Source organism: Candidatus Palauibacter irciniicola (assembly GCF_965208695.1).
Taxonomy (GTDB): Bacteria; Gemmatimonadota; Gemmatimonadetes; order Palauibacterales; family Palauibacteraceae; genus Palauibacter; species Palauibacter irciniicola.
The window spans coordinates 2745289-2764841 of sequence record NZ_OZ242352.1 but is presented as its reverse complement, the minus strand read 5'-3'; the positions used below and the strand labels follow the sequence as shown (position 1 = coordinate 2764841).

Here is a 19553-nt window from a genome sequence, read left to right as displayed (position 1 = left end):
CGACCAGCGATATCCCGGATAAACACGAAGCATGGCTGCGCTCATGGCTGGATGCCGCCGATGAAGCGGTCAGGCAGGCGCCCGCGGGCCGTTCGGCGAGGGAAGAGGTGGCCGCCGCCCGAAACCGGCTGGAGCCAGTGATTCTCAGGAGTGCGCGATGACTTGGACACTCGCCTCCCGTTTCCGGACGCTTGTGATGCTCGCCGCGCTTGGCGGTCTCGCGTTCGTCCTCCCGTCCTCCGCTTCCTCCCAGGAGCGACCGCTCGTCACGCCGGACGACTATGGCCGCTGGGAGCGGCTTGGGGGTGTCGAGTTCTCACCGCTCGGTGACTGGATCGCTTATGAGGTCACGCGGGTGGACGAGACGTCGGAACTCCGCGTGCGCAGGATCGAGGAGGACTCCGCTCGCGTCTTCCCGTGGGGGTCGGAGCCGCGATTCTCCCCCGACGGGCGCTGGCTGGCCTGGACCATCGGGCTGCCGCCGGAGGAGCGGGAGCGGCTGGCGGAGAGCGACGAGCCGGTGCGCGAGAAGGCTTCGGTGATGGATCTGGAGACCGGGGGAATCCGCGAGTTCGAGGCGGTCTCCGAGGGGCGCTTCGACGCCTCCGGGCGGTACGTGGCACTGCGCGGCTATTCGCCGGACGAGCCGTCGGGCAAGGGCGCCGACCTCCGCATCGTCACGCTGGCGACGGGGGCGGAGACCTCCTTCGGGAACGTGAGCGAGATGGCCTGGAGCCCAGGCGGATCCCTGCTGGCGCTCGCCATCGCGACCGGCGCGGACGTGGGCAACGGCGTGCAGGTGTATGATGCCGATGCCGGGATCCTGCGCTCGGCCGACGCTTCCGGTTCGTCCTACCGGAGCCTCCGCTGGCGCGACGACTCGGCGGATCTGGCCGCCCTCCGCTCGCGCGAAGCGGCTTCGGCCGACGGGGCCGCCTACGACGTCCTGGCGTGGCGCGGCCTGGACCGCGGCGTCGAGACGATGGTGCTCGGCGCGGACGCGGCCGGCATCCCGGACACGCTCGAGGCGGTCCGGCACCGCGCCCCCGCCTGGTCGGACGACGGCCACATGATCTCCCTGGGGCTCCGGCCGATCGAGCCGGAAGCGATGAGGGCGGCGGACGACGAGCCGGAGGACGGTGACCCGGCGACGATGCCGAACCCGACCTTCCCGGCCTGCAGATCTGGCACACGAGCGACGTCCGCCTCTTCCCTGAGCAGAGGGTGTCGGAGGACCGCGACGCCGCGCGCTCGCTGCTCGCCGTCTGGCACCTCGACGACGACCGGGCGGTCGTCCTCGGGTCCGACCTCATGGCCGGGACCCAACTCCTGGAAGGCTGGGCGTACGCGCTGGAGGACATCAGCGAGCCCTACCCGTGGGGCGCGATGTTCGGCCGTCCGTACCACGACGTGTGGGCGATCGACGCGGACACCGGTGAGCGCCGCCGGCTCCTGACCCGCGTGCGCTACGAATGGCCGAGCGCGGGTGGCGACTGGCTCCTCTCATGGGACGGCTCCGCCTACCACAGCCTCCACATCGCCACGGGCGAACGGCATGACATGACGTCGGCCCTGGCGGCCGAGTTCGCGGACACCGGCTACGACACGCCCACCGACGTCATCCCCCCGCACGATTTCGGTCCCGGCGGCTGGCTCGACGGGGACCAGGCCGTCCTGCTCTACGACGAGCACGACATCTGGCGCGTCGCGCCCGACGGCTCGGGAGGCGAGCGGCTGACGCGCGGCGCGGAGACGGGGATCACGCACCGGCTGACCCGCGTCACCGATGACGACGAGCCCGGCATCGACCCGGATTCGCGCCCCTACCTGTCCCTCCACAACGACGGGACGGAGCAGCGCGGCTACGCCCGCTTCGCCGGCGGCTGGGCCAACGCGAGGGGCGAGGACGTGGCCGAGACCCTGATCCTGGAGGACGCGCGCCTGGCCGGCCTCACCCGCGCCGACAGCGCCGACGTTCTGCTCTACCGCGCGGAGCGCTTCGACGATCCGCCGGACTACTTCGTCGCGGGCCCGGACCTCGCCGACCCCTCCCAGGTAACGGCGATCAACCCCTTCATCGACGAGGTGGCGTGGGGCCGGGCGGAACTCGTCGACTTCACGAGCGAATCGGGCCGCGACCTCCAGTTCGTCCTCCTCCTCCCCGCGGACTACGAGGAGGGCCGCGCCGTCCCCACGATCGTGTACACGTACGAGATCCTCTCGCCGCAGATGCACTCCTTCCGAGTCCCCAGCGAGCGGGACTACTACAACTACACGGCCTGGACCCAGCACGGGTACGCGGTGCTGCTGCCGGACATCGTCTACCGGGCGCGGGATCCGGGCGTGAGCGCGCTGGAGTCCGTGCGCGCGGCGGTGGCGAAGGCCGTCGACATGGGGGTGACGGACCCGGACGCGGTCGGCCTCATCGGACACTCGTGGGGCGGCTACCAGGCGACGTTCCTGCCCACGCGCACCGACATCTTCGCGGCGTCCGTGGCGGGCGCGCCGCTCACCGACTTCGTGAGCTTCATGGGCCAGTTGCACTGGAACCCGGGGATCGCCGAAGTGAGCCACTGGGAGACCGGCCAGGCCCGCATGGAGGTACCGTTCTGGGAGGACCCGGAGGCGCACCGGCGGAACTCGCCCATCCACGAGGTGCAGAACATGGAGACGCCGCTGCTGATGGCGTTCGGCAACGAGGACGGCGTGGTGGACTGGGACCAGGGGACCGAGTTCTTCAACTTCGCCCGCCGCGCCGAGAGACAGATGGTGCTCCTCGTCTACGAAGGCGAGGATCACGGTTTCCGCGAGGAGGCGAACCAGAAGGACTACCACCGGCGCATCCTGGAGTGGTTCGGACACTACCTGAAGGGCGAGCCCGCACCGGCGTGGATTACGGAAGGGGTGGCGCTGGACGCGCTGGAGGAGGAGAAGAAGCGCGTCGCCGGGAAGCCGTGACGTCCGCCGGGGCGCGCACCTGTCCGAACTGCGGACGCGACCGGCCGGAGAGCTTCTGCGCCCACTGCGGGCAGAGCGACCGGGACTACGCCCGCGCGCTCTGGTCCGTGGCGGGCGAGTTTGTGCGGGAGACGTTCGAGGTGGATTCCCGGCTCCTTCGCACGTTGAAGCTGCTGATGTTCCGCCCCGGCAGCCTCACCCGGGAGTTCTCGCGCAACCGCCGCGCCGGCTTCGTGTCGCCGGTCCGACTCTACATCTTCGCCAGCTTCCTCTTCTTCCTCCTGCTGTCGCTGCGGGGAGACTTCCGTAGTGCGGGCGTACTGAACACGACCGAAGAGAATTTCGGGAGCAGCCTGACCGAAGAGCAGGCGGAAGACGCCACGGCCCAGCCCCCGACGGAAGAGCGCCTCGAGGCCTTCAGGGCGGGGCTACCGCCGGAGCAGCAGAGGAAGGCCGACGACATTCTTGCCCGGCCGGCCGGCAATGTCGCAAGGCAGATCTTTGTTGGCATGGGCGGGGGCGCCGGCGTCGCGGAGCTGGGGTGGGTCGAGAGATCCGTGCAGCTCTCGGCGATCGACATGCTTCACGATCCATCGATCATCCCCCGCCGTCTGATCGCGAACATGCCGATCGCCATGTTCTGCCTGCTTCCGGTCCTCGGGCTGGTCCTCGCCGTCTTCCATTTTCGGAAGAAGCGCTTCTACGTAGAGCACCTGGTCTTTGCCATCCACGTCCAGACGTTCGCGTTTCTCATCTACTCGGTCGCGCTTCTGCTCCCCGAATCGGGGCCGGGGTATTGGGTCCGGGTGGGCTGCCTGCTGGCTCCGTACCCCTATTTCGTCATTGCCCTGCGACGCTACTACGAGAACGGCTGGGTACTGACGCTGGCGAAGTCGGTCGGCATGTACGTGCTCTACTCGCTGGCGCTGATTCCCGCCTTCGTGATCTCCGTGTTCGTGACCGGCTAGCGCAGGCGGCTAGGCCGGGCCGAGCAGTTCGAGGGCCGCGAGCGCGAGGGCCTGCGTGCACGTCACGAGGTCGTCGATCGCGCAGGACTCGTCCGGCTGGTGGGCCTCCTCGAGGGGGCCGGGGCCGTAGGCGACGCAGTGCTCGATGCCGGCGATGCGCGCGAAGTGCTTCTGGTCGTACGTGCCGGGGCTCGCGACGAGTTCCGGCGGGCGGCCGACGGCCGTTTCCACCGCGCGGGACAGGGCGGCCACGAGCGGCGAACCGGGCGGCGCGGAGGTCGGGTGCACGACCATGCGCTCCTCGATCGTGAACCGGCGTTCCGGGTCGTCGGCTTCCACCGACGCGACGAGGCGCGCGATCTCGGCGCGCACCTCCTCGAAGGACTCCTCGGGGATGAAGCGGCGGTCGAACGTGGCGACGCAGCGGTCGGCCACGCAGGGCGACTGGGTCGCTTCGCCGGCCTGGCCGCCGGTGATCGCGTTGACGTTGAGAGAGGGACGCCGGGAGGGTTCCGGCACGACGGGCAGCGCCGAAAGCCGCGCCGCGAGTTCGGGGGAGAGCCGGGTCCGAAAGGCTTCCAGCAGGGCGCCCATGTCCTCGATGGCGCTGCGGCCGAGGTGGCTCATGCTGCCGTGGGCCTCGTGGCCGTGCGCGACAACGTCGAACCAGTAGACGCCCCGGTGCCCCAGGCACACGCGCGCGGGTCCGAACGGCTCCGGGATGATGGCGTACCGGGTGTCGTCGCTCGAGATGATCCCCGCCTCGCACAGGTGCGCGACCCCGGCAAAGCCGCCGCTCTCCTCGTCGACGGTGGCGCTGATGTCCACGGCGCCAGCGAGTTCGACCCCCGCCCGCCGCAGCGCCTCGACCGCGAACACCGCGGCGGCGATCCCGGACTTCATGTCCGACGCCCCCCGCCCGTAGATGCGCCCCTCGCGCACCACGCCCGCGAACGGGTCGACCGTCCACTCCTCGCCCGGCGGGACCACGTCGAAGTGGCCGTTCAGGTGGAGCCGCGGGCGTCCCGGCCGGGCCGCTCCCCGTCCCACCACGTTCACCCGCGGGTGTTCGGCGGTGTGCTCCGGGCGCCCCTCCGCCTCCACGTACTCCACCGCCAGACCCGTCGCCTCAAGCTGCCGGCCGATGAATTCGGCGCACTCGCGGTAGCACGCCCCGGGCGGATTCACCGTGGGGATCCGGATCATCTCCGCCGTGAAGGCGACGATCTCGTCGCGCACGGCCTCCACTTCGGCGAGGACGCGGTCCTCCCGGCGAAGGACGGTCGGCGGCTTCACATGGTGCATGCGGATCTCCGGACCGGGGGACGCGCGGGCCGAGTTGCCCGGCGAGTGCGGCCCGTACATTGTGTCGCGCCCTACCACACGAAACCCTGCCCAGAGAATCCCATGACCAACATGTTCAGCCTCGAGGGACGCACGGCCGCGGTCGTCGGAGGCGGCTCCGGCATCGGCGAGGCCGTCGCGATCGGGTGCGCCGAGGCGGGCGCGCACGTGTCCTGCCTCGACATCGACCCGGACGCCGCCGCCGACACCGCGACCACCATCCGCGCGGCCGGAGGCGAGGCCGACTCCGCCCATCTCGACATCCTGGACGGCGCGGCCATCACCCGCGCGTTCGAGGAGATCGCGGCGGCCCGCGGGTCCCTCGACGTCGTCGTCTGCACGCCCGGGGTGAACGTGCGCAAACCCCTCCTCGACTACACCGACGAGGAGATCGACCGCGTCCTGGGCCTCAACCTCAAGGGCGGCGCGCACGTCATCCAGTCCGCGGGACGGATCATGACCGCGCAGGGATCCGGGTCGATCATCCTCTTCAGTTCGATCCGGTCGGTGGTGGTCGAGCCGGGGCAGAGCATGTACGCCGCCACCAAGGCGGGGATCGTGCAGATGGTGCGCACCGCCGCGGCCGAACTCGGGCCCCGCGGGGTGCGGGTGAACGCGGTCGCCCCGGGCGTCATCGACACGCCGCTCACCGCCCCGATCAAGGACAAACCGGACTGGTACGGCGCCTACGCCGCGCGCAACATCATGAACCGCTGGGGGAGCGCCGCGGAGATGGCCGGCCCCACCGTCTTCCTCGCTTCGGACGCCGCGAGCTACGTCACCGGCACGGTCCTGTTCGCCGACGGAGGCTGGACCGCCATCGACGGGAGGTACACGCCGCCCGCAGGTTGACTCGATCGCCCGTAACCTCCTCCCGGGAGAAAGCACATGGACGACGCCAATCCGGCGACCGGCGAAGCGACGGGCCCTGACGCCGGCTTCCAGGACCCGACCTCACTCGCGAAGTGGACAAAGGTCTTTCTCTACGCCGGCATTGCGGTGGCGATCGTGTCGGCATGGGAGGTGGCCGGCGGGCTGGAGCTATACGGAGGTGTGACGGCCCTCTCGATCCTCTGGTCCCTGGTGGTCATCGCGATCGGGCTCACCACCGCGATCCTCGTGCTCATGTGGATCTATCGCGCCAATCACAACGCCAGGCAGCTGGGCGCGGCCGACATGCGCTTCACGCCGGGATGGGCGGTCGGCTGGTATTTTATCCCGATCGCGTGGTTCTGGAAGCCGTATCAGGCCATGACCGAGATCTGGCGCGCCTCCGTGAACCCCTCCGACTGGGGCGCGACGCCGGTATCGCCCCTGCTGCGCTGGTGGTGGGGCCTGTGGATCGTGCCGTCCTGGGGCCTGGGTGTCGTGGATACAGTGGCGTTCGAGGTCCTGGACGAGGCGGGCACGGAGACCGTCGAGAGGGCCACGGCTCTGGTCGAAAACCTGCTGGACATTCCGCTGGCGTTCGTCCTCGTAGCCATCATCACAGCCGTCACCCAGCTCCAGACCGCACACCACCGCCGCCAAAGCGAGCCTTGATCTGATCAAGGGCTAGACCATGACGGTCGACTTCACATACGCGCTTCCGTACCTGCTCCTGTGGGCGGCGTTCGGAGCCGCGATGGTGACGGGTCGCCGTTCCGTTGCGCTGGGCTTCACAGCCCTCTCCCTCGCCGCTGCGGTGCCCGCCGGCATCGTCGAGTGGGCGGGGCTCGCGGTGCTCGCGCTCTTCGCCGGCGCCTGCCTCGCCGCCGTTCGCCCCGAATCTCCCCGGACTCGCCGGGCCCTGGCGTGGGGCGTCGTGGTCGTCCTCACCGCAGCCCTGGCCACCAACCAGGTACCGTGGATCCACAACGTCCTCGCCCTGGACCGCGTGTACGTCTCCGCCTCCTCGGCCGACTTCACGCTGTACTGGGACTACGACAAGGGATTCGCGGGCATCCTGCTCTACCTGGCGTGCGTCCAGCCGCAGGAGAACCCGCCCTGGCGGCGCGCGATCGTCGCCACCGGGGCCATCGCCATTCTCGCGACGGTCGTGACGCTCGGAACGGCGACGGCGGTGGGGTACACGGCCTGGGACCCGAAATGGCCCGCGATCCTCGGCGTGTGGGTGCCGTCGAACCTGCTCCTGACGTGCGTCTCCGAGGAGACGGTTTTTCGCGGGATCCTGCAGCGGCACCTGGGACGATCCCTGCGCGGGAGGGTGCCGGCGCCGGCCGTCGTGGCCCTCCTCGCCTGCGCCGCCGCGTTCGGCGTGGTGCACATCGCGGGCGGAACCACGTATGTCCTTCTGGCCACCCTCGCCGGCATCGGCTACGGCGCCGCCTATTACGTCACGGGACGCGTGGAAGCCAGCATCCTAGTGCACTTCCTCCTCAACCTGACCCACCTCTTCCTGTTCACCTACCCGTTCGCCGCCTAGCATGGGGGCGAAGCGGGCCGGCCACACTCAATGGATGAGGGCAGCGAGGAATGAGAATCTACCTGACCAGCGTCGTCGTGAACGACCAGCAGAAGGCGCTTCGTTTCTACACGGACATCCTCGGCTTTCAGGTGAAGCACAACATCCCCATGGGAGAGTACGCCTGGATCACCGTGGTATCGAAGGAGGCCCCGGACGGGACGGAGTTGCTGCTCGAGCCCGATGGCCACCCCGCCGTCCGTCCATTCAAGACCGCGCTCATGGAGGACGGGATCCCCAGTGCCTCCTTCGCGGTCGATGATGTCGAAGCCGAGCACGAGCGTCTCGTGGCAAAGGGCGTGAAGTTCGTGCAGCCGCCGAAAGACCTGGGGACGGTCATTACCGCCGTCTTCGACGATACATGCGGCAGCCTGATCCAGATTCTCGAAGAAAAACAGCAGGGAGGAACATGATGCTCAGGAACATCCTCGCCGCCATCGTCGGCTACATCGCGATCGTCGCCGTGCTCTTCGCGCTCTCCTCGCTTCTGTGGCTGGTGCTGGGCGCCTCGGGCGCCTTCCAGCCGGGGACATGGGAGGTCGCCAGCGGCTGGATCCTCGGCTCGATCGTGATCGGATTCGTGGGGGCGTACATCGGCGGACGGGTCTGTGCCCGCATGGCGCACGACGCCAAGGGCGCCATGATTCTGATCGGCATCCTGGTCGTGCTCGGGGTGGTGTCGATCCTGATACCGGTGGAGGCGGCGACGGGACCGCGCCCCGACGACGTAGGGATGCTGGAGGCGACCATGAGCGCCCGCCAGCCGACCTGGCTCACCTGGCTCAACCCGGTGATCGGCGTCGTCGGCATCTGGCTCGGCTCCCGCAAGCTCCGCGCCTAGCAGAGACGTAGCAGAGAAGAGGAGACGAATGCGATACAAGTTGCTGGGAAGGAGCGGCCTCCGCGTGTCCGAGGTCTGCCTGGGCACGATGATGATGTCGACGGAGTCGCCCAGCTCCGCCGGGCCCGAGGAGAGTCGCCGGATCCTGGAAGCGTTCGTGGACAAGGGCGGCAACTATTTCGACACGGCCAACGAAGTCTACAATGGCGGTCTCAGCGAGCGGATTCTGGGGGAATTCGTCGCTTCCGAGCGCCATCGCTACGTCGTGACGACGAAGTACACCAACACCCTGCACAGCGGCTTCGACCCGAGCATCCGGGACCATCCCAACGCCGGAGGCAACCACAAGAAGAGCATGGTGCAGTCGGTCGAAGGGAGCCTGAAACGCCTCGGCGTGGACTACATCGACCTCCTCTGGATTCACTTCTGGGAGTACAGCACCGACATCGCGGACGTGATGCGGAACGTGAACGACCTCGTGCAGCAGGGGAAGGTTCTGCACTTCGGCCTGTGCAACACGCCGGCCTGGGTGGTGGCGCGCGGCCAGACCGTGGCCGATCAGAGAGGCTGGGAGCCGATCTCGGCCCTACAGTACCAGTACAACCTCGTCTCGAGGGATCTGGAATTCGAGATCATCCCGTGCGCCCGCGCGCTCGGCATCAGCGTGAACGCGTACTCGCCGCTGGCCGGCGGCTTCCTGACCGGCAAGTACACGCGCGGCGACAGTACGGAGAGCCGGCGCTTCGACAGCGAGCTCTTCAGACAATGGGCCTTCCAGTTCGACGAGAAGGCGTACGACGCCGCCCGCAAGGTGGACGAGATCGCCGACCGCCTCGGAACGAGTTCGGCCGCGGTGGCTCTGGCGTGGGTGCGCGACCGCGGCGTGATCCCGATGATCGGGGCCCGGAAAGTCTCCCAGATCGAGGACAGCCTTCAGTACCTGTCACTCTCCCTGCCGGCCGACGACATGCAGGCGCTGAACGAGGCGAGCGCCCCCGTTCTGCCCTGGACGTACTACCTCCTCCATGGCGAAGACAGCCGGATCCGCCAACTCGCCGCCGCCGGCATGCTCGAAGCGATCGACAACGAGCACTTCCCCGCCTGACACCGGCGCATCAACCGGCGGCTAGCGGCGGCCGTCGTCGCGGGTGAGGGGGCTCAGGTAGTCGCGGTTGCCGAGGCCGAGCTTCCGGAGGGCGATGCCCGTCATGCACTCGTCCACGATCTTCTTCGCGTTGAGCATGGTCGTGTAGCCCGGGTCGACCAGCGGGTTGAGTTCGACCAGGTCGAAGCCCACCACGTTGTTCTCCGAGCAGAGCCCGCGGACCATGTAGAACACCTCCCGGGGCGTCAGTCCTCCCGGCACCGGCGTCCCCGTGCCCGACGTGTAGGCCGGGTCCATGACGTCGATGTCGAAGGAGATGTGCAGGTATTCCGGACCTTCGTTCGCCTGGTCGAGGACTTCCCGCATGACGTCGGTCCAGCCGTCCCGGTCGATCTCGGCCATCGTGTGATACCGCATATCGTTCGCCCGCATCCACTCGAAACCCGACGGCCCCGGCCAACTGCCCCGCAACCCCACCTGGATGAAGTTCCGGCCGAGGATGTGGCCGTCATCGATGAGACGGCGCACCGGCTGCGCGTGCGAGATCAGGTGGCCGTGCCGCGCGTCCCCCGCATCGTAGTGCGCGTCGAAGTGGATGACGCCGACGTTCTCCTTGCCGTACACATCCGCGAGTCCCGCCACGTTGGCGAACTCGATCGAGTGGTCGCCCCCGATGATCACCGGGATGGCGCCCGTCTCCGCGATCTCGCGCACCATGCGGCGGATCGGCGGCATGCTGCGCTCCACGCTCAGGTTGTCGATCGGCGCGTTGCCGTAGTCGACCGCCGTGAGTTCGCTGCGCCACGAGATCATCGTCTCCATGCTGCCCACGCTGCGCCGCATGGCCCGGAGGGCGGTCGGTCCCTCACCCGCCCCGCGGTACCCCACCCCCATGTCGACCGGGGCCCCCATGAAGGCGACTTCGACCTCGCCCGCGACGAGGTCCTCGGGCGTGCGCGCGATCGGCAACCCGAAGAAGGTGAGCACGGATCCGACCTGGATGGGTCCGGGTTCCCGCGGAGGATCCCCGGAGATGTCCCGGTCCTGCCACACCGCGAGGTTGGGGTCGCTCGCGTCGAGCCGGATGATGGCCGAGTCGGCCGGGAGCGGCTCCCGCTCCGGGACGGTGTCCGCCGCGGCGTCCGCAACGGTGTCGGCCGTCGCATCCGCAGCCGCGACCTCGCCGGACTCCGGCGGCGGAACCTCGCAGGCCGTCAGCAAGAGGCCGCACAGGAGGAGAGCGGAGGACGAGAAGCGCGATGTCATGGTTCGATCACGTCCGATAGTCAGCGCGGATGAGCGGGTATCGTCTCGCTGGGAAGCCTATGCGGCGCCACGCCGGCGGGCAATCGGGCAGACACGTCTGGGCCGCCGGTTTGCGATTGTGTCGCTGCGGACGTTGCAATCTTGTTGTTATTAGCGTTGCAATACTGTCGATGTGAAGGTTGGGGGGCGCGAAGACCCCAACTAGCTATTGCCCTCGTCGGGCGAAGGACGCGAGCCGCTGGGAGATCTCCTGTCGGGGGAGGAAAACCGTCCGGTCGTTCTGCCAGGTTTGAAGGGCCTCGACCAGCAGGGACGTGGCGCAGGCCTCGGCGGCGGCCAACTCGTCAATCACCCAGAGGACACCATGCACACAAACTGCCCCTTCCGGAGGTCGATCAGGCAGGAAGCGTCGTTGACAATGACACGAGTCAATGGCCGACAGGACCGGTGATCTGCCGCTCGACCACGTCGAGGGATTCGCTGAGGAGAGTGGCCGCCCGGACCGGCGCAATCAGCTCTTCACCGACCGCCCGCCACACAAGGCTCTTGAAGCGCTGGGGTTTCTCGAACGCTGCGAACCCTTCGTTGCCCTCGAGGGGTTCCGGTTCCGACTTGCGCCAGGAGCGAGCGTAGGTTCGAAATGCGTGTTGGACCGCGGCAGGGGTCAGCACGCCGACCTGGCCGAGGCGTACCAGCATCGCTGCCGCTGACACCCCGTACATGTGCTTGAGGCGGATGATCTCGTAGTAAGTGATCCGGCGGCGTCCCTCACCGGCTTTCTCAAGGAGATGCCGGCCCGGGACCAGGAAGGCGCCCGCGAAGCGGTTCATCGCCGGTTCCGGCTTAATGGCCGGGTTGCCGGTGGAACCGATCATCCTGTGGGCGAGTTCGTGGGCCAAGGTGAGGCGTTTCCGCTCGACGTTGGTTCGACTCGATACGAGAACAGCATCGGCGACGGGCTTTCCCCCCCGCAGGACCTGGCAGGCCAGGCCGCTGATGCGCGCTGGGAGATCGTCTTCGATCACCTTTATCCCCTTGTCCTCGAGGAGGACGCACAGGCTGGGCACTGGATCCAGGCCGAGGTTCCACGCGTTGCGGAGTTCATCGGCCCGGGCGTCGATCTCTTCGACATCGATGACGCTGTCGTACCGACGGCCTTCGAAACGGTCGCTCGCAGGTGGAATGCCGAGGACCTCCTCGATGGCTAGGTATCGCTCGAGGTTGTCGATAAGCACGGCTTCGGCCTTGGCGCGATCCCGGGCGGACGTGCTGGAGTGCTTCCGGAACTCAAGGCCGTCGAGGACCTCGACCTGGGAACTCATGAGGAAGTCCAGCGAGACGTCGAGGACCCGCGCGAGACCGACAAGGACGGCCGAAGAAGGCATCATCTTCCCGGTCTCGTACTTGCTGATGGCCTGAGCGGTGACCTTCGGATCCATCCGCTCCGCCAGCGCCCGCATGGAAAGGCCGGCGCGTTTGCGGGCGAGCCGCAGCCGTTGTCCGAACATGCCGTCCCCTCCTTTCGTGTGAACGATGGTTGACAAATTGCGATATTACCATAATAGCATCAACCACAGGTTGTGTGTAACAGGTCAAACGGACGTTGCCGCTCTTGCCCCTCCTCGCTTGTTCGATGGCTCCCCCGGAGTCCGGCCGGCTGTAACACCAGGGTCCGCCGCAGTCTCAACCGCCCATCATCAGCGGCTCGGGGCAATGCGACGGTGCTTTGGCCGGACACGCTCGCTCGATTACGATACGGTCAGCCTGGCGATTCGGAGGTGGTGGAGGTGCAAAACATGACGAGGAAGCGTAACCAGCACGTTATCCCTGCGAAGAACGGATGGGCCGTCAAGGCCTCGGGTAGCCCGAGGGCGACGAAGGTGTTCGGCACGCAGCGGGAAGCGATCGAGCGGGGGATTGCGATCGCACGGAATCAAAAGTCCGAGCTGTTGATCCACGGGCGGGATGGGAGGATTCGGGAGAAGCGCTCGTACGGTCGGGACCCCTACCCGCCCCCGGGTTAGAGGGGTGAGAGCCATGCGCGCCCACCGTGACAGGATCCGCCTGACGATCGCGACGATCGCGTTGGTCGTGCTCCAGAGCGCGGTTGCGTCGGCCGTTCACGGCCAGGTGGTGCGTGGCAGGCTCGTCGACGAGGGGGACAACGCGGCCATTGCGGGGGCGATGATCACCCTGGTGGACCGGGACGGCCGCGGCGTCGAGCGGATGCTTACGCGGAGCGGTACCGGCGTGTTCGAGTTGCGGGTCCCGGCCCCCGGCGAATACCGGTTGCGCGCCGAGCGGATCGGGTATGGAACCACGTACTCGGCATTCTTCAGGATCTCCACCCGCGACACCCTGACGGTGCAGATGGCCGCGCCCATCGAGGCGATTTCGCTGGCGGAAATCAGCGTGTCCGTCCGTCCCCAGTGCCATCTGCGCCCCGAGGAGGGGCTGGCCGTCGCCAGCGTATGGGACGAGGCGCGCAAGGCACTCGCAGCGGCGAGCTGGACGCAGGAGCGAGGTCTCTACCGGTACGAGATGCTGGGCATCAAGCGGTTCCTCGACGAAGACGGACGCAGGGTGGAGGCCGAGGATCGAGCCTATGGGCAGGCCCTCGTGTCCGTACCGTACGTCGCCCGCGCGGCCGACTCGCTCGTGCACGGAGGATTCGCGAGGTTCTCGGCCGATGCGTCGGACTTCTGGGGTCCCGACGCCGGAGTTCTTCTCTCCGATCCGTTTCTCGACACGCACTGCCTGCGGATCCGGTCCGGAGTCGGCGGACTTGTCGGGTTGGAGTTCGAGCCCGTGCCGGACCGAAACGTGGCGGATATCGCGGGAACGATGTGGCTCGATGCGGAGACGGCGGAACTCCAGCGGGTGGACTATCGCTACGTGAATCTTCCCGTGCCCGATTGGCTGATGGATGCGTCTCCCGGCGGCACGGTGAGCTTTCGCGGCCTCCCGGACGGCACCTGGATCGTCACCTCGTGGAACATCCGAATGTTCACGGCGGGCGAGACCGAGCACCCCCTTACGGGCCAACCCGCAGCCACCCTGGAGGGCGTCGCCATCACGCACGGCGAGGTGCTTCGGGCTCATGGCGACGCGGGCGTGGTCTTCGAAGGACACCGGGGGAGGCGCGTCACGGGGACCGTCGTCGACTCGCTTGGCGTCGGACTGCCGAACGCCCGCGTCTACGTGCAGGGCTCCGGCACGGAGACGGAAACGGATGCCGAAGGACGATTCGAGCTGGACCGCCTGGGCGTCGGCACCTACGCGCTCCACTTCACGCATCCGTACCTGGAGCAGCTGTGGTACGAATCCGAGTCCGTCGAGGTGGAGGTGGGACCGGATGTCGACAGCCTGGTTGAGGTCCGGTTCGAAGCGCCCCCGCTGAGCGATGCCCTTTCCGAGGTTTGCGGTCGAGACGGCCCACCCGGTGTTCCCATGGTCTCCGCTGCCGGCACCGCAGTCTGGCGAACCGGCGTTCTCACCGGGCGGGTGACGGACACGGACGGAAACCCGATCGAGGACGCGACCCTTCACTTGCTGACGAGGGCAGCTGACCCTCGACTCTTCGCCAGGGTCAGGGATCCGAGAACCGTCAACGTCGAAGCGCAGCGGAGCCGCTGGACGGAAAGAAGCAGCTCCTCCGGCTTCTACAGAGTGTGCTGGCTGCCAGCCGGCGTTCCGATTGAACTGGTGGTGCTCGGCAAGGACGAAGACGTGGATCGGGACGTGCTTGAAGCTTCGCTGAGTCTCACCGACCTGTTTCCCGGTCGCGTCACGACCCTGACCATCGACCCCACGTCGCCGCAAAGAGCGTTGAATCTGCGGCTGGAGGTTGGGGGTCGCGAAGACCCGTACTAAGAGAACGCGGTCGCTCCTCATCCCTCCCGATGTCTTTAGACGTAGCGCCGGCGTGGCTCCCTCAAATCGCCATGTTCTGAAACCACCTGGCCGATTCCCGCATTTGATACAGGATGTAAAGGTCCGTTGGATCGCCACCGATCTCATCGAGGAACGTCCGGAGGCGCTTCTGGTCAGGTATGGGATGATGGTCCGGAGGGCCAATTCGATCCGAGATGTACATTATGACCTTGGCCATCTGAATCAGCCGGGAGACCAACGCATCGACTCGCGGTGGGTAGACTACGGCATTAGCCAGCTCAGGACGGATAACCGGTAGTACAGGATGTTCCATGAGTACGCCGGGAGGGTTCTGATTCGGCTGGCTCATCGTCCCACCTCCGACCCCAACACCTGTGCCGTTTACTTGCGCGAGTTCGTCCGGGATGCGAGATTAGCAGGGTCGTCACAAGAGTGCTAAGGAACCACGAAACGTGGTTTATGATAAACCAGAATCCGGGAAGGAGCCGGTGGTGGGGAGGGTGGTTCGAAGGGGGCACCTTCCGAACAAAGCAAGCCCGCGATCTAGCCAGCTAGCACCCCAGCCGAGCAGTTAGGTCTTGTCCCGCCACCGGACTCCTAGGCAAAAATGTAGTACATTTTTTGCTTGCGGTCAAACTTTCTGGCCCCCCGCAGAGTAAATCGCCGTTAACCCTTGGCCCGATAAGCAGAAACACCCGCCGTCAATACCCCTCATTGCCCTGCCGAATCGAGCCGGGGGTCAGGATCAGTCGATTGCAGAAGTTATCTCGCCTTCTTGATAAGGAGTCCGTTGATCGTGTCAAGAAAGACTCGAACCGTCGCGCGCCGACTTGAGGCCCTAAGACCTCTTTCGCCCCAGGCGTCCTTCACGCTAGCGGGTGTCTGTGGCATGTACACCGGCGTGGGCGGCGAAGAGCACGCTTGCACGATAGCCGGACATCGTCGAACACGGATCTTCGAGTTTCCGCGGATCGACCTCCGTCTGGACGAAGATGAACCTCATCACTTCATTTATGACACGCCACCGATTCACGCGTGTATCACTGCAGATCTGGTCGGTTATTTTGAGTGCATGACTCGAAGTACGCACTACGCTATCAGTCCATCCCTTCGGCACGAGGCTAGCACGACCGCCGAGAAGGTCAAGGGGCAAAAGGGGGAGCGCCTGCCAGTGTTCTTGGTAATGGAAGAGCACAACGAACTCGTTCCGGTCGAAATGATCAATGGTGAATGCTCGATAATGGACGAGATGTTCGAGAGGGACGGGAAGAGGGAACCTGCGTTGGTCGGCGGGAGGGAAGGTCACCGATTCATAACTGCTTGGCCTACCGTGGACGGAGCGTGGCCACAGCTGCCCAACCATCACACGTTGGTGAATCTCATACTTGCAGCCGTCAGGGTCGCACAGCAGACGTCCGATCCCATACGTAAGTATGTTGACCATGGTTGTCTTGTCACGGAAGATGGCCAGTTTGTGGTGATGATGCCACCTGCCAGATTCTCGGCGAGAGCGACAACATCAATGCCGATGGATGCTGCCGCGTTCAAGGGCATTGCAGCAGAAATCCGGCAAGCGATTACTGTCATGGAACCAGATCTTGCCATTCCTCACATGGCGCTCTTAGTCAACTCTATGTACAGCGATGAGCACAAGGATGACGCGTATAAGCGACTTGAATATCTGCGGTTGTGGCAATCGCTGGAGGAAACCGCGAGAAAGCTGGGTTACCGAGGGGAAGTGAAGCGGGATAAAGTAGCTGTGGGAGCGAAGAAGACTCTACGAGAACTGAAAGACTACAGGGATGACATTGCCCATTGGTGGACAGACAATCTCGACGAAAACTTCTTAGCTGACCTCAGAAGGACGATAAATGAGTTAGTCGCCCGCAAATATTTCTAGGTTACATTGCACAAATACGGCAGTCACTTGACATCGGGCTTCGCCGACATCGATGCTTCGGGCTGTCGTCGTCACTTTCTTTTGGTCGACTTCTTTCCGGCTCCATTGCCTCGGCCCCCTCTTTCGTGCAGACGTGATACAGCGTCCGCCGTTCGCACGCGCCGGCCGAGGCATGGGACGGTTTCGGTGGGGGGCCGACTGTTTGGGTCCAGATCGGCCTACATCTCGTTAACGGACTCATGCCGTATCAGATCAGGCCGTAGAAATGGCCTCGACCATGTGACCATGTGGAGGAATGGAGGAATGCAACTCTGTGGTGGTCTGGACTTCGTGGACTGAGGGACGGCTTCGCGATCAAATTGCCCCGCGGTTGGACTCCTTCGCGCGCCAAGTGTGTGAGATAGGCTAACTTCATGACGGAGGACGGCGCGGCGTACCGCTTGGAGCGGGTTCCGGTTCACGGACCTAGGAGCTTGGAATTGGCAGACCTGCATCGTGCAACCCTTTTGGTGTCGCACGGCCGTTGGGCGGGTACGCCTTTCCAGCGACCCGTGGAGTACGGGGCATCAACGTTTTTGGAACGCACAAGTGGCGCGGTCACCGCGCCAGTGATCGGTGGTCGGACGTCTCCGCCAACGGCCGGATGCAGCGCGGGGACGGGGAGGACGGAGTGGTGTGCGTTGAGAGCGCGATGAAGGTCCGAGCGGATCATCGGTGGGTGTGTCCGAACGGTCGCTGAGTTATCGTACCTCCGGACCGGATCGGTGGTCGATGGGACAGGCGATGGACACGCGCACCGCGGAACAGCGTCGGTGGATCATGCAGGCGGTCAAGAGCCGCGACACGGGGCCGGAAATGGTCGTACGTCGGCTTCTTCACAGCTCGGGTTACCGGTATCGGGTCCATCGGAGGGATCTTCCGGGGAGGGCGGATGTCGCCTTTCTGTCCCGGCGGAAGGCGATCTTCGTTCACGGGTGTTTCTGGCACGGGCACGGGTGCCCGAAGGGGCGTCTGCCGAAGTCGCGCCTCGACTACTGGGGGCCGAAGCTCAACGCAAACAAGGAACGCGATAGGCGGAAGGAGGAGGAGCTGCGCTCGATGGGCTGGGATGTGCTGACGATATGGCAATGCGAGACGGCCGATCTCGAGGCGTTGGCCGGACGCCTGCACGGTTTCCTCGGTCGTCGGGCGGCCGGCCGAGTAGCAGGAAGCGCCGAAAGCTCGTCTCCCTCCCTTGCATCGCGGACGAGTCACGGTCAGCTTTTCTCGGCGTGAAGCAGTTTTCCGCGTTCCCCGGTTCCGAAGTTCACGGCCGTAGTCGCGCCGAGTCCTCTTCCCAGTTCGTCCAGGGCGGCGCGGATCGAGAAGCTCCCGAAGAAAGGAACCACACCGAGTCCCGAATCGGTCCGACAAAGTACACCGTCGTGTCGCTTTTCTCGGGTGCGATGGGTTTGGATATAGGACTAGAGCAGACGGGCCGCTTCGTGATCAGAGCGTGTGTGGAACTCGAACCGGCTTTCTGTGACACGATCAGAACCAACCAGGCGGCCGGTCGGTTGTCACCCGATCTCAAGATCTTCGAGGGTGACATCTCTCACATGGATCCGCACGACCTCCTAGATGCGATTAACCTAAGGCCGGGCGAAGTGGACCTCGTGGTTGGCGGACCTCCATGTCAATCCTTCAGCACAGCCGGCCGAAGACGCACCACTCGGGATCCAAGGGGTACATTACTTTGGCAATACCTGAGGTTCATCGACGCGATCCGTCCACGGTTCTTCTTGATGGAGAATGTACGCGGGCTCCTCTCTGCGGCCTTACGCCACCGACCGATCGCCACACGTCCAAATAAGGGAGGGCCAGCCCTCGAGCCGGATGAAGAACGAGGCTCGGTCGTCAAACTCTTCGCTAAGGATCTCCAAGCTCTGCAAAGTGGTCCCTACCATATGGACTGCTTTGAGGTAAACGCGGTGAACTACGGTGCGCCGCAACTCAGAGAGCGGGCGCTCTTCGTTGGGAACAGGTACAACGCAGTCGTGGATTTTCCGGCTCCAACGCATGGGGTCGGACCGCGATCTAGGTCTGCCCAAGGGTCACTGTTTGAGGAGTCAGCGCCACGGCTCAGTCCGTGGGCGACGCTGGGCGATGCTATCGGCGACCTTCACGAGACCAACCCTGTGATAATGGATTTTAGTCCGCGCAAGCAACGCTACTTGGCCATGGTTGCCCCCGGCTCGAACTGGCGCAGCCTTCCTGAGGAGATCCAGAAGGAGTCGATGGGGCGGGCGTGGTACGCAAAGGGTGGGAGATCCGGCTGGTGGAGAAGGTTGAGCTTTGACCTGCCGTGCCCCACCTTAGTCACCATGCCGAATCATGCAGGCACCGCCCTTTGCCATCCGACCGAGGTTCGGGCGCTCACGCTCAAAGAGTATGCTCGGATCCAAGAGTTCCCGGACGATTGGGAGTTTTGTGGCAAGACGGCGCAACAATACGCCCAAGTCGGTAACGCCGTCCCAGTACGTTTGGGAAGGGTAGCCGGCGGCGTGATAGCCGCTGAACTCGATGAGCTTCGCGGTCGCGAGTACAGGCGATATGTCGAAGCTCCATCCGCGTATCGTGTCGTGTACGTTCAATCGCACGTACGGACGAGGCAGTGGTACAAGGGCGGAGAGACATTGCGGTGGAGGGACGGAGCTGCGGAGAATAGTGACGTACGCTATGCGCCGCCCAAGACTCGACAGCGGTCACGGCAACTGTAGAAGGAGCAACATCTTGGCTCGGCGTAACCCTTTGTATGATGTGCTAAAGCGACA

The 19553-nt window shown here is 65.6% G+C and carries 18 protein-coding genes; 14 read left to right on the top strand and 4 right to left on the bottom strand.

Going from position 1 to position 19553, the window contains the following annotated elements:
• Nucleotides 1-157 precede the first annotated feature (157 nt).
• The 3 genes from ACOGI9_RS11990 to ACOGI9_RS11980 are packed head-to-tail and all read left to right on the top strand — an operon-like array spanning nt 158 to nt 3926.
• Nucleotides 158-1456: a hypothetical protein gene (locus ACOGI9_RS11990; protein ID WP_419857350.1), complete on the top strand. Its 1299-nt coding sequence runs from the start codon at nt 158-160 to the stop codon at nt 1454-1456.
• Nucleotides 1387-2958: an alpha/beta hydrolase family protein gene (locus tag ACOGI9_RS11985; RefSeq protein ID WP_419859291.1), complete on the top strand. Its 1572-nt coding sequence runs from the start codon at nt 1387-1389 to the stop codon at nt 2956-2958. The genes ACOGI9_RS11990 and ACOGI9_RS11985 overlap by 70 nt, the downstream gene beginning before the upstream one ends.
• Nucleotides 2955-3926: a DUF3667 domain-containing protein gene (locus tag ACOGI9_RS11980; protein ID WP_419857349.1), complete on the top strand. Its 972-nt coding sequence runs from the start codon at nt 2955-2957 to the stop codon at nt 3924-3926. Before ACOGI9_RS11985 ends, ACOGI9_RS11980 begins: the two co-directional genes overlap by 4 nt.
• A 9-nt stretch (nt 3927-3935) precedes the next feature.
• Here the strand turns inward: ACOGI9_RS11980 and ACOGI9_RS11975 are convergent, their stop codons facing one another.
• Nucleotides 3936-5231, bottom strand: coding sequence for an acetylornithine deacetylase/succinyl-diaminopimelate desuccinylase family protein (locus ACOGI9_RS11975; protein ID WP_419857348.1), 1296 nt, complete (start codon nt 5229-5231; stop codon nt 3936-3938).
• A gap of 102 nt (nt 5232-5333) precedes the next feature.
• On the opposite strand from ACOGI9_RS11975, the gene ACOGI9_RS11970 reads away from it, so the two are divergent.
• The 6 genes from ACOGI9_RS11970 to ACOGI9_RS11945 are packed head-to-tail and all read left to right on the top strand — an operon-like array spanning nt 5334 to nt 9680.
• A complete protein-coding gene (locus tag ACOGI9_RS11970; RefSeq protein ID WP_419857347.1) occupies nt 5334-6122 on the top strand; it encodes an SDR family NAD(P)-dependent oxidoreductase in 789 nt (262 codons plus the stop codon).
• Between the two features lie 36 nt (nt 6123-6158).
• Nucleotides 6159-6812 (top strand): DUF4328 domain-containing protein, encoded by a 654-nt coding sequence (locus ACOGI9_RS11965; RefSeq protein WP_419857346.1) that lies wholly within the window; start codon nt 6159-6161, stop codon nt 6810-6812.
• A gap of 19 nt (nt 6813-6831) precedes the next feature.
• Nucleotides 6832-7695, top strand: coding sequence for a CPBP family intramembrane glutamic endopeptidase (locus ACOGI9_RS11960; protein ID WP_419857345.1), 864 nt, complete (start codon nt 6832-6834; stop codon nt 7693-7695).
• Between the two features lie 50 nt (nt 7696-7745).
• Nucleotides 7746-8147 carry a VOC family protein gene (locus ACOGI9_RS11955; protein ID WP_419857344.1) on the top strand — a complete coding sequence of 134 codons (402 nt, stop codon included), beginning with the start codon at nt 7746-7748 and terminating at the stop codon, nt 8145-8147.
• On the top strand, nt 8144-8575 hold the full coding sequence (locus tag ACOGI9_RS11950) for a hypothetical protein (RefSeq protein WP_419857343.1): 432 nt from the start codon (nt 8144-8146) through the stop codon (nt 8573-8575). The genes ACOGI9_RS11955 and ACOGI9_RS11950 overlap by 4 nt, the downstream gene beginning before the upstream one ends.
• 28 nt (nt 8576-8603) lie before the next feature.
• A complete protein-coding gene (locus ACOGI9_RS11945) occupies nt 8604-9680 on the top strand; it encodes an aldo/keto reductase (RefSeq protein WP_419857342.1) in 1077 nt (358 codons plus the stop codon).
• Between the two features lie 21 nt (nt 9681-9701).
• Here ACOGI9_RS11945 and ACOGI9_RS11940 read toward each other — a convergent pair whose 3' ends face one another.
• Together ACOGI9_RS11940 and ACOGI9_RS11935 are read right to left on the bottom strand one after the other, a co-directional pair.
• Nucleotides 9702-10946: an agmatinase family protein gene (locus tag ACOGI9_RS11940; protein ID WP_419857341.1), complete on the bottom strand. Its 1245-nt coding sequence runs from the start codon at nt 10944-10946 to the stop codon at nt 9702-9704.
• A gap of 428 nt (nt 10947-11374) precedes the next feature.
• Entirely contained in the window at nt 11375-12454 is a 1080-nt protein-coding gene (locus ACOGI9_RS11935) for a helix-turn-helix domain-containing protein (RefSeq protein ID WP_419857340.1), read from the bottom strand.
• Between the two features lie 288 nt (nt 12455-12742).
• Here ACOGI9_RS11935 and ACOGI9_RS11930 point away from each other — a divergent pair, with 288 nt between their 5' ends.
• Both ACOGI9_RS11930 and ACOGI9_RS11925 read left to right on the top strand, forming a co-directional pair.
• Complete coding sequence (locus tag ACOGI9_RS11930) at nt 12743-12970, top strand: DUF2188 domain-containing protein (RefSeq protein WP_419857339.1); 228 nt, start codon at nt 12743-12745, stop codon at nt 12968-12970.
• 13 nt (nt 12971-12983) lie between these two features.
• Nucleotides 12984-14819: a carboxypeptidase regulatory-like domain-containing protein gene (locus ACOGI9_RS11925; protein ID WP_419857338.1), complete on the top strand. Its 1836-nt coding sequence runs from the start codon at nt 12984-12986 to the stop codon at nt 14817-14819.
• Between the two features lie 61 nt (nt 14820-14880).
• On the opposite strand, the gene ACOGI9_RS11920 is transcribed toward ACOGI9_RS11925, so the two are convergent.
• Nucleotides 14881-15189 carry a hypothetical protein gene (locus ACOGI9_RS11920; protein WP_419857337.1) on the bottom strand — a complete coding sequence of 103 codons (309 nt, stop codon included), beginning with the start codon at nt 15187-15189 and terminating at the stop codon, nt 14881-14883.
• Nucleotides 15190-15729: 540 nt separating this feature from the next.
• Between ACOGI9_RS11920 and ACOGI9_RS11915 the strand changes: the two genes are divergently transcribed.
• The 3 genes from ACOGI9_RS11915 to ACOGI9_RS11905 all read left to right on the top strand — a co-directional run bounded on the left by ACOGI9_RS11915 (nt 15730) and on the right by ACOGI9_RS11905 (nt 19499).
• A complete protein-coding gene (locus ACOGI9_RS11915) occupies nt 15730-16740 on the top strand; it encodes a hypothetical protein (RefSeq protein ID WP_419857336.1) in 1011 nt (336 codons plus the stop codon).
• Between the two features lie 783 nt (nt 16741-17523).
• A complete protein-coding gene (locus ACOGI9_RS11910) occupies nt 17524-18015 on the top strand; it encodes a very short patch repair endonuclease (RefSeq protein WP_419857335.1) in 492 nt (163 codons plus the stop codon).
• Complete coding sequence (locus tag ACOGI9_RS11905; RefSeq protein ID WP_419857334.1) at nt 18012-19499, top strand: DNA cytosine methyltransferase; 1488 nt, start codon at nt 18012-18014, stop codon at nt 19497-19499. The genes ACOGI9_RS11910 and ACOGI9_RS11905 overlap by 4 nt, the downstream gene beginning before the upstream one ends.
• Nucleotides 19500-19553 lie beyond the last annotated feature (54 nt).

What these genes read in the sequence shown, in the direction of transcription:
- ACOGI9_RS11990 (WP_419857350.1), top strand. Translation starts at nt 158, where the DNA reads ATGACTTGGACACTCGCCTCCCGTTTCCGGACGCTTGTGATGCTCGCC.
- ACOGI9_RS11985 (WP_419859291.1), top strand. Translation starts at nt 1,387, where the DNA reads ATGTTCGGCCGTCCGTACCACGACGTGTGGGCGATCGACGCGGACACC.
- ACOGI9_RS11975 (WP_419857348.1), bottom strand. Translation starts at nt 5,231, where the DNA reads ATGCACCATGTGAAGCCGCCGACCGTCCTTCGCCGGGAGGACCGCGTC.
- ACOGI9_RS11970 (WP_419857347.1), top strand. Translation starts at nt 5,334, where the DNA reads ATGACCAACATGTTCAGCCTCGAGGGACGCACGGCCGCGGTCGTCGGA.
- ACOGI9_RS11965 (WP_419857346.1), top strand. Translation starts at nt 6,159, where the DNA reads ATGGACGACGCCAATCCGGCGACCGGCGAAGCGACGGGCCCTGACGCC.
- ACOGI9_RS11960 (WP_419857345.1), top strand. Translation starts at nt 6,832, where the DNA reads ATGACGGTCGACTTCACATACGCGCTTCCGTACCTGCTCCTGTGGGCG.
- ACOGI9_RS11955 (WP_419857344.1), top strand. Translation starts at nt 7,746, where the DNA reads ATGAGAATCTACCTGACCAGCGTCGTCGTGAACGACCAGCAGAAGGCG.
- ACOGI9_RS11950 (WP_419857343.1), top strand. Translation starts at nt 8,144, where the DNA reads ATGATGCTCAGGAACATCCTCGCCGCCATCGTCGGCTACATCGCGATC.
- ACOGI9_RS11945 (WP_419857342.1), top strand. Translation starts at nt 8,604, where the DNA reads ATGCGATACAAGTTGCTGGGAAGGAGCGGCCTCCGCGTGTCCGAGGTC.
- ACOGI9_RS11940 (WP_419857341.1), bottom strand. Translation starts at nt 10,946, where the DNA reads ATGACATCGCGCTTCTCGTCCTCCGCTCTCCTCCTGTGCGGCCTCTTG.
- ACOGI9_RS11935 (WP_419857340.1), bottom strand. Translation starts at nt 12,454, where the DNA reads ATGTTCGGACAACGGCTGCGGCTCGCCCGCAAACGCGCCGGCCTTTCC.
- ACOGI9_RS11930 (WP_419857339.1), top strand. Translation starts at nt 12,743, where the DNA reads ATGACGAGGAAGCGTAACCAGCACGTTATCCCTGCGAAGAACGGATGG.
- ACOGI9_RS11925 (WP_419857338.1), top strand. Translation starts at nt 12,984, where the DNA reads ATGCGCGCCCACCGTGACAGGATCCGCCTGACGATCGCGACGATCGCG.
- ACOGI9_RS11920 (WP_419857337.1), bottom strand. Translation starts at nt 15,189, where the DNA reads ATGAGCCAGCCGAATCAGAACCCTCCCGGCGTACTCATGGAACATCCT.
- ACOGI9_RS11915 (WP_419857336.1), top strand. Translation starts at nt 15,730, where the DNA reads ATGTACACCGGCGTGGGCGGCGAAGAGCACGCTTGCACGATAGCCGGA.
- ACOGI9_RS11910 (WP_419857335.1), top strand. Translation starts at nt 17,524, where the DNA reads ATGGACACGCGCACCGCGGAACAGCGTCGGTGGATCATGCAGGCGGTC.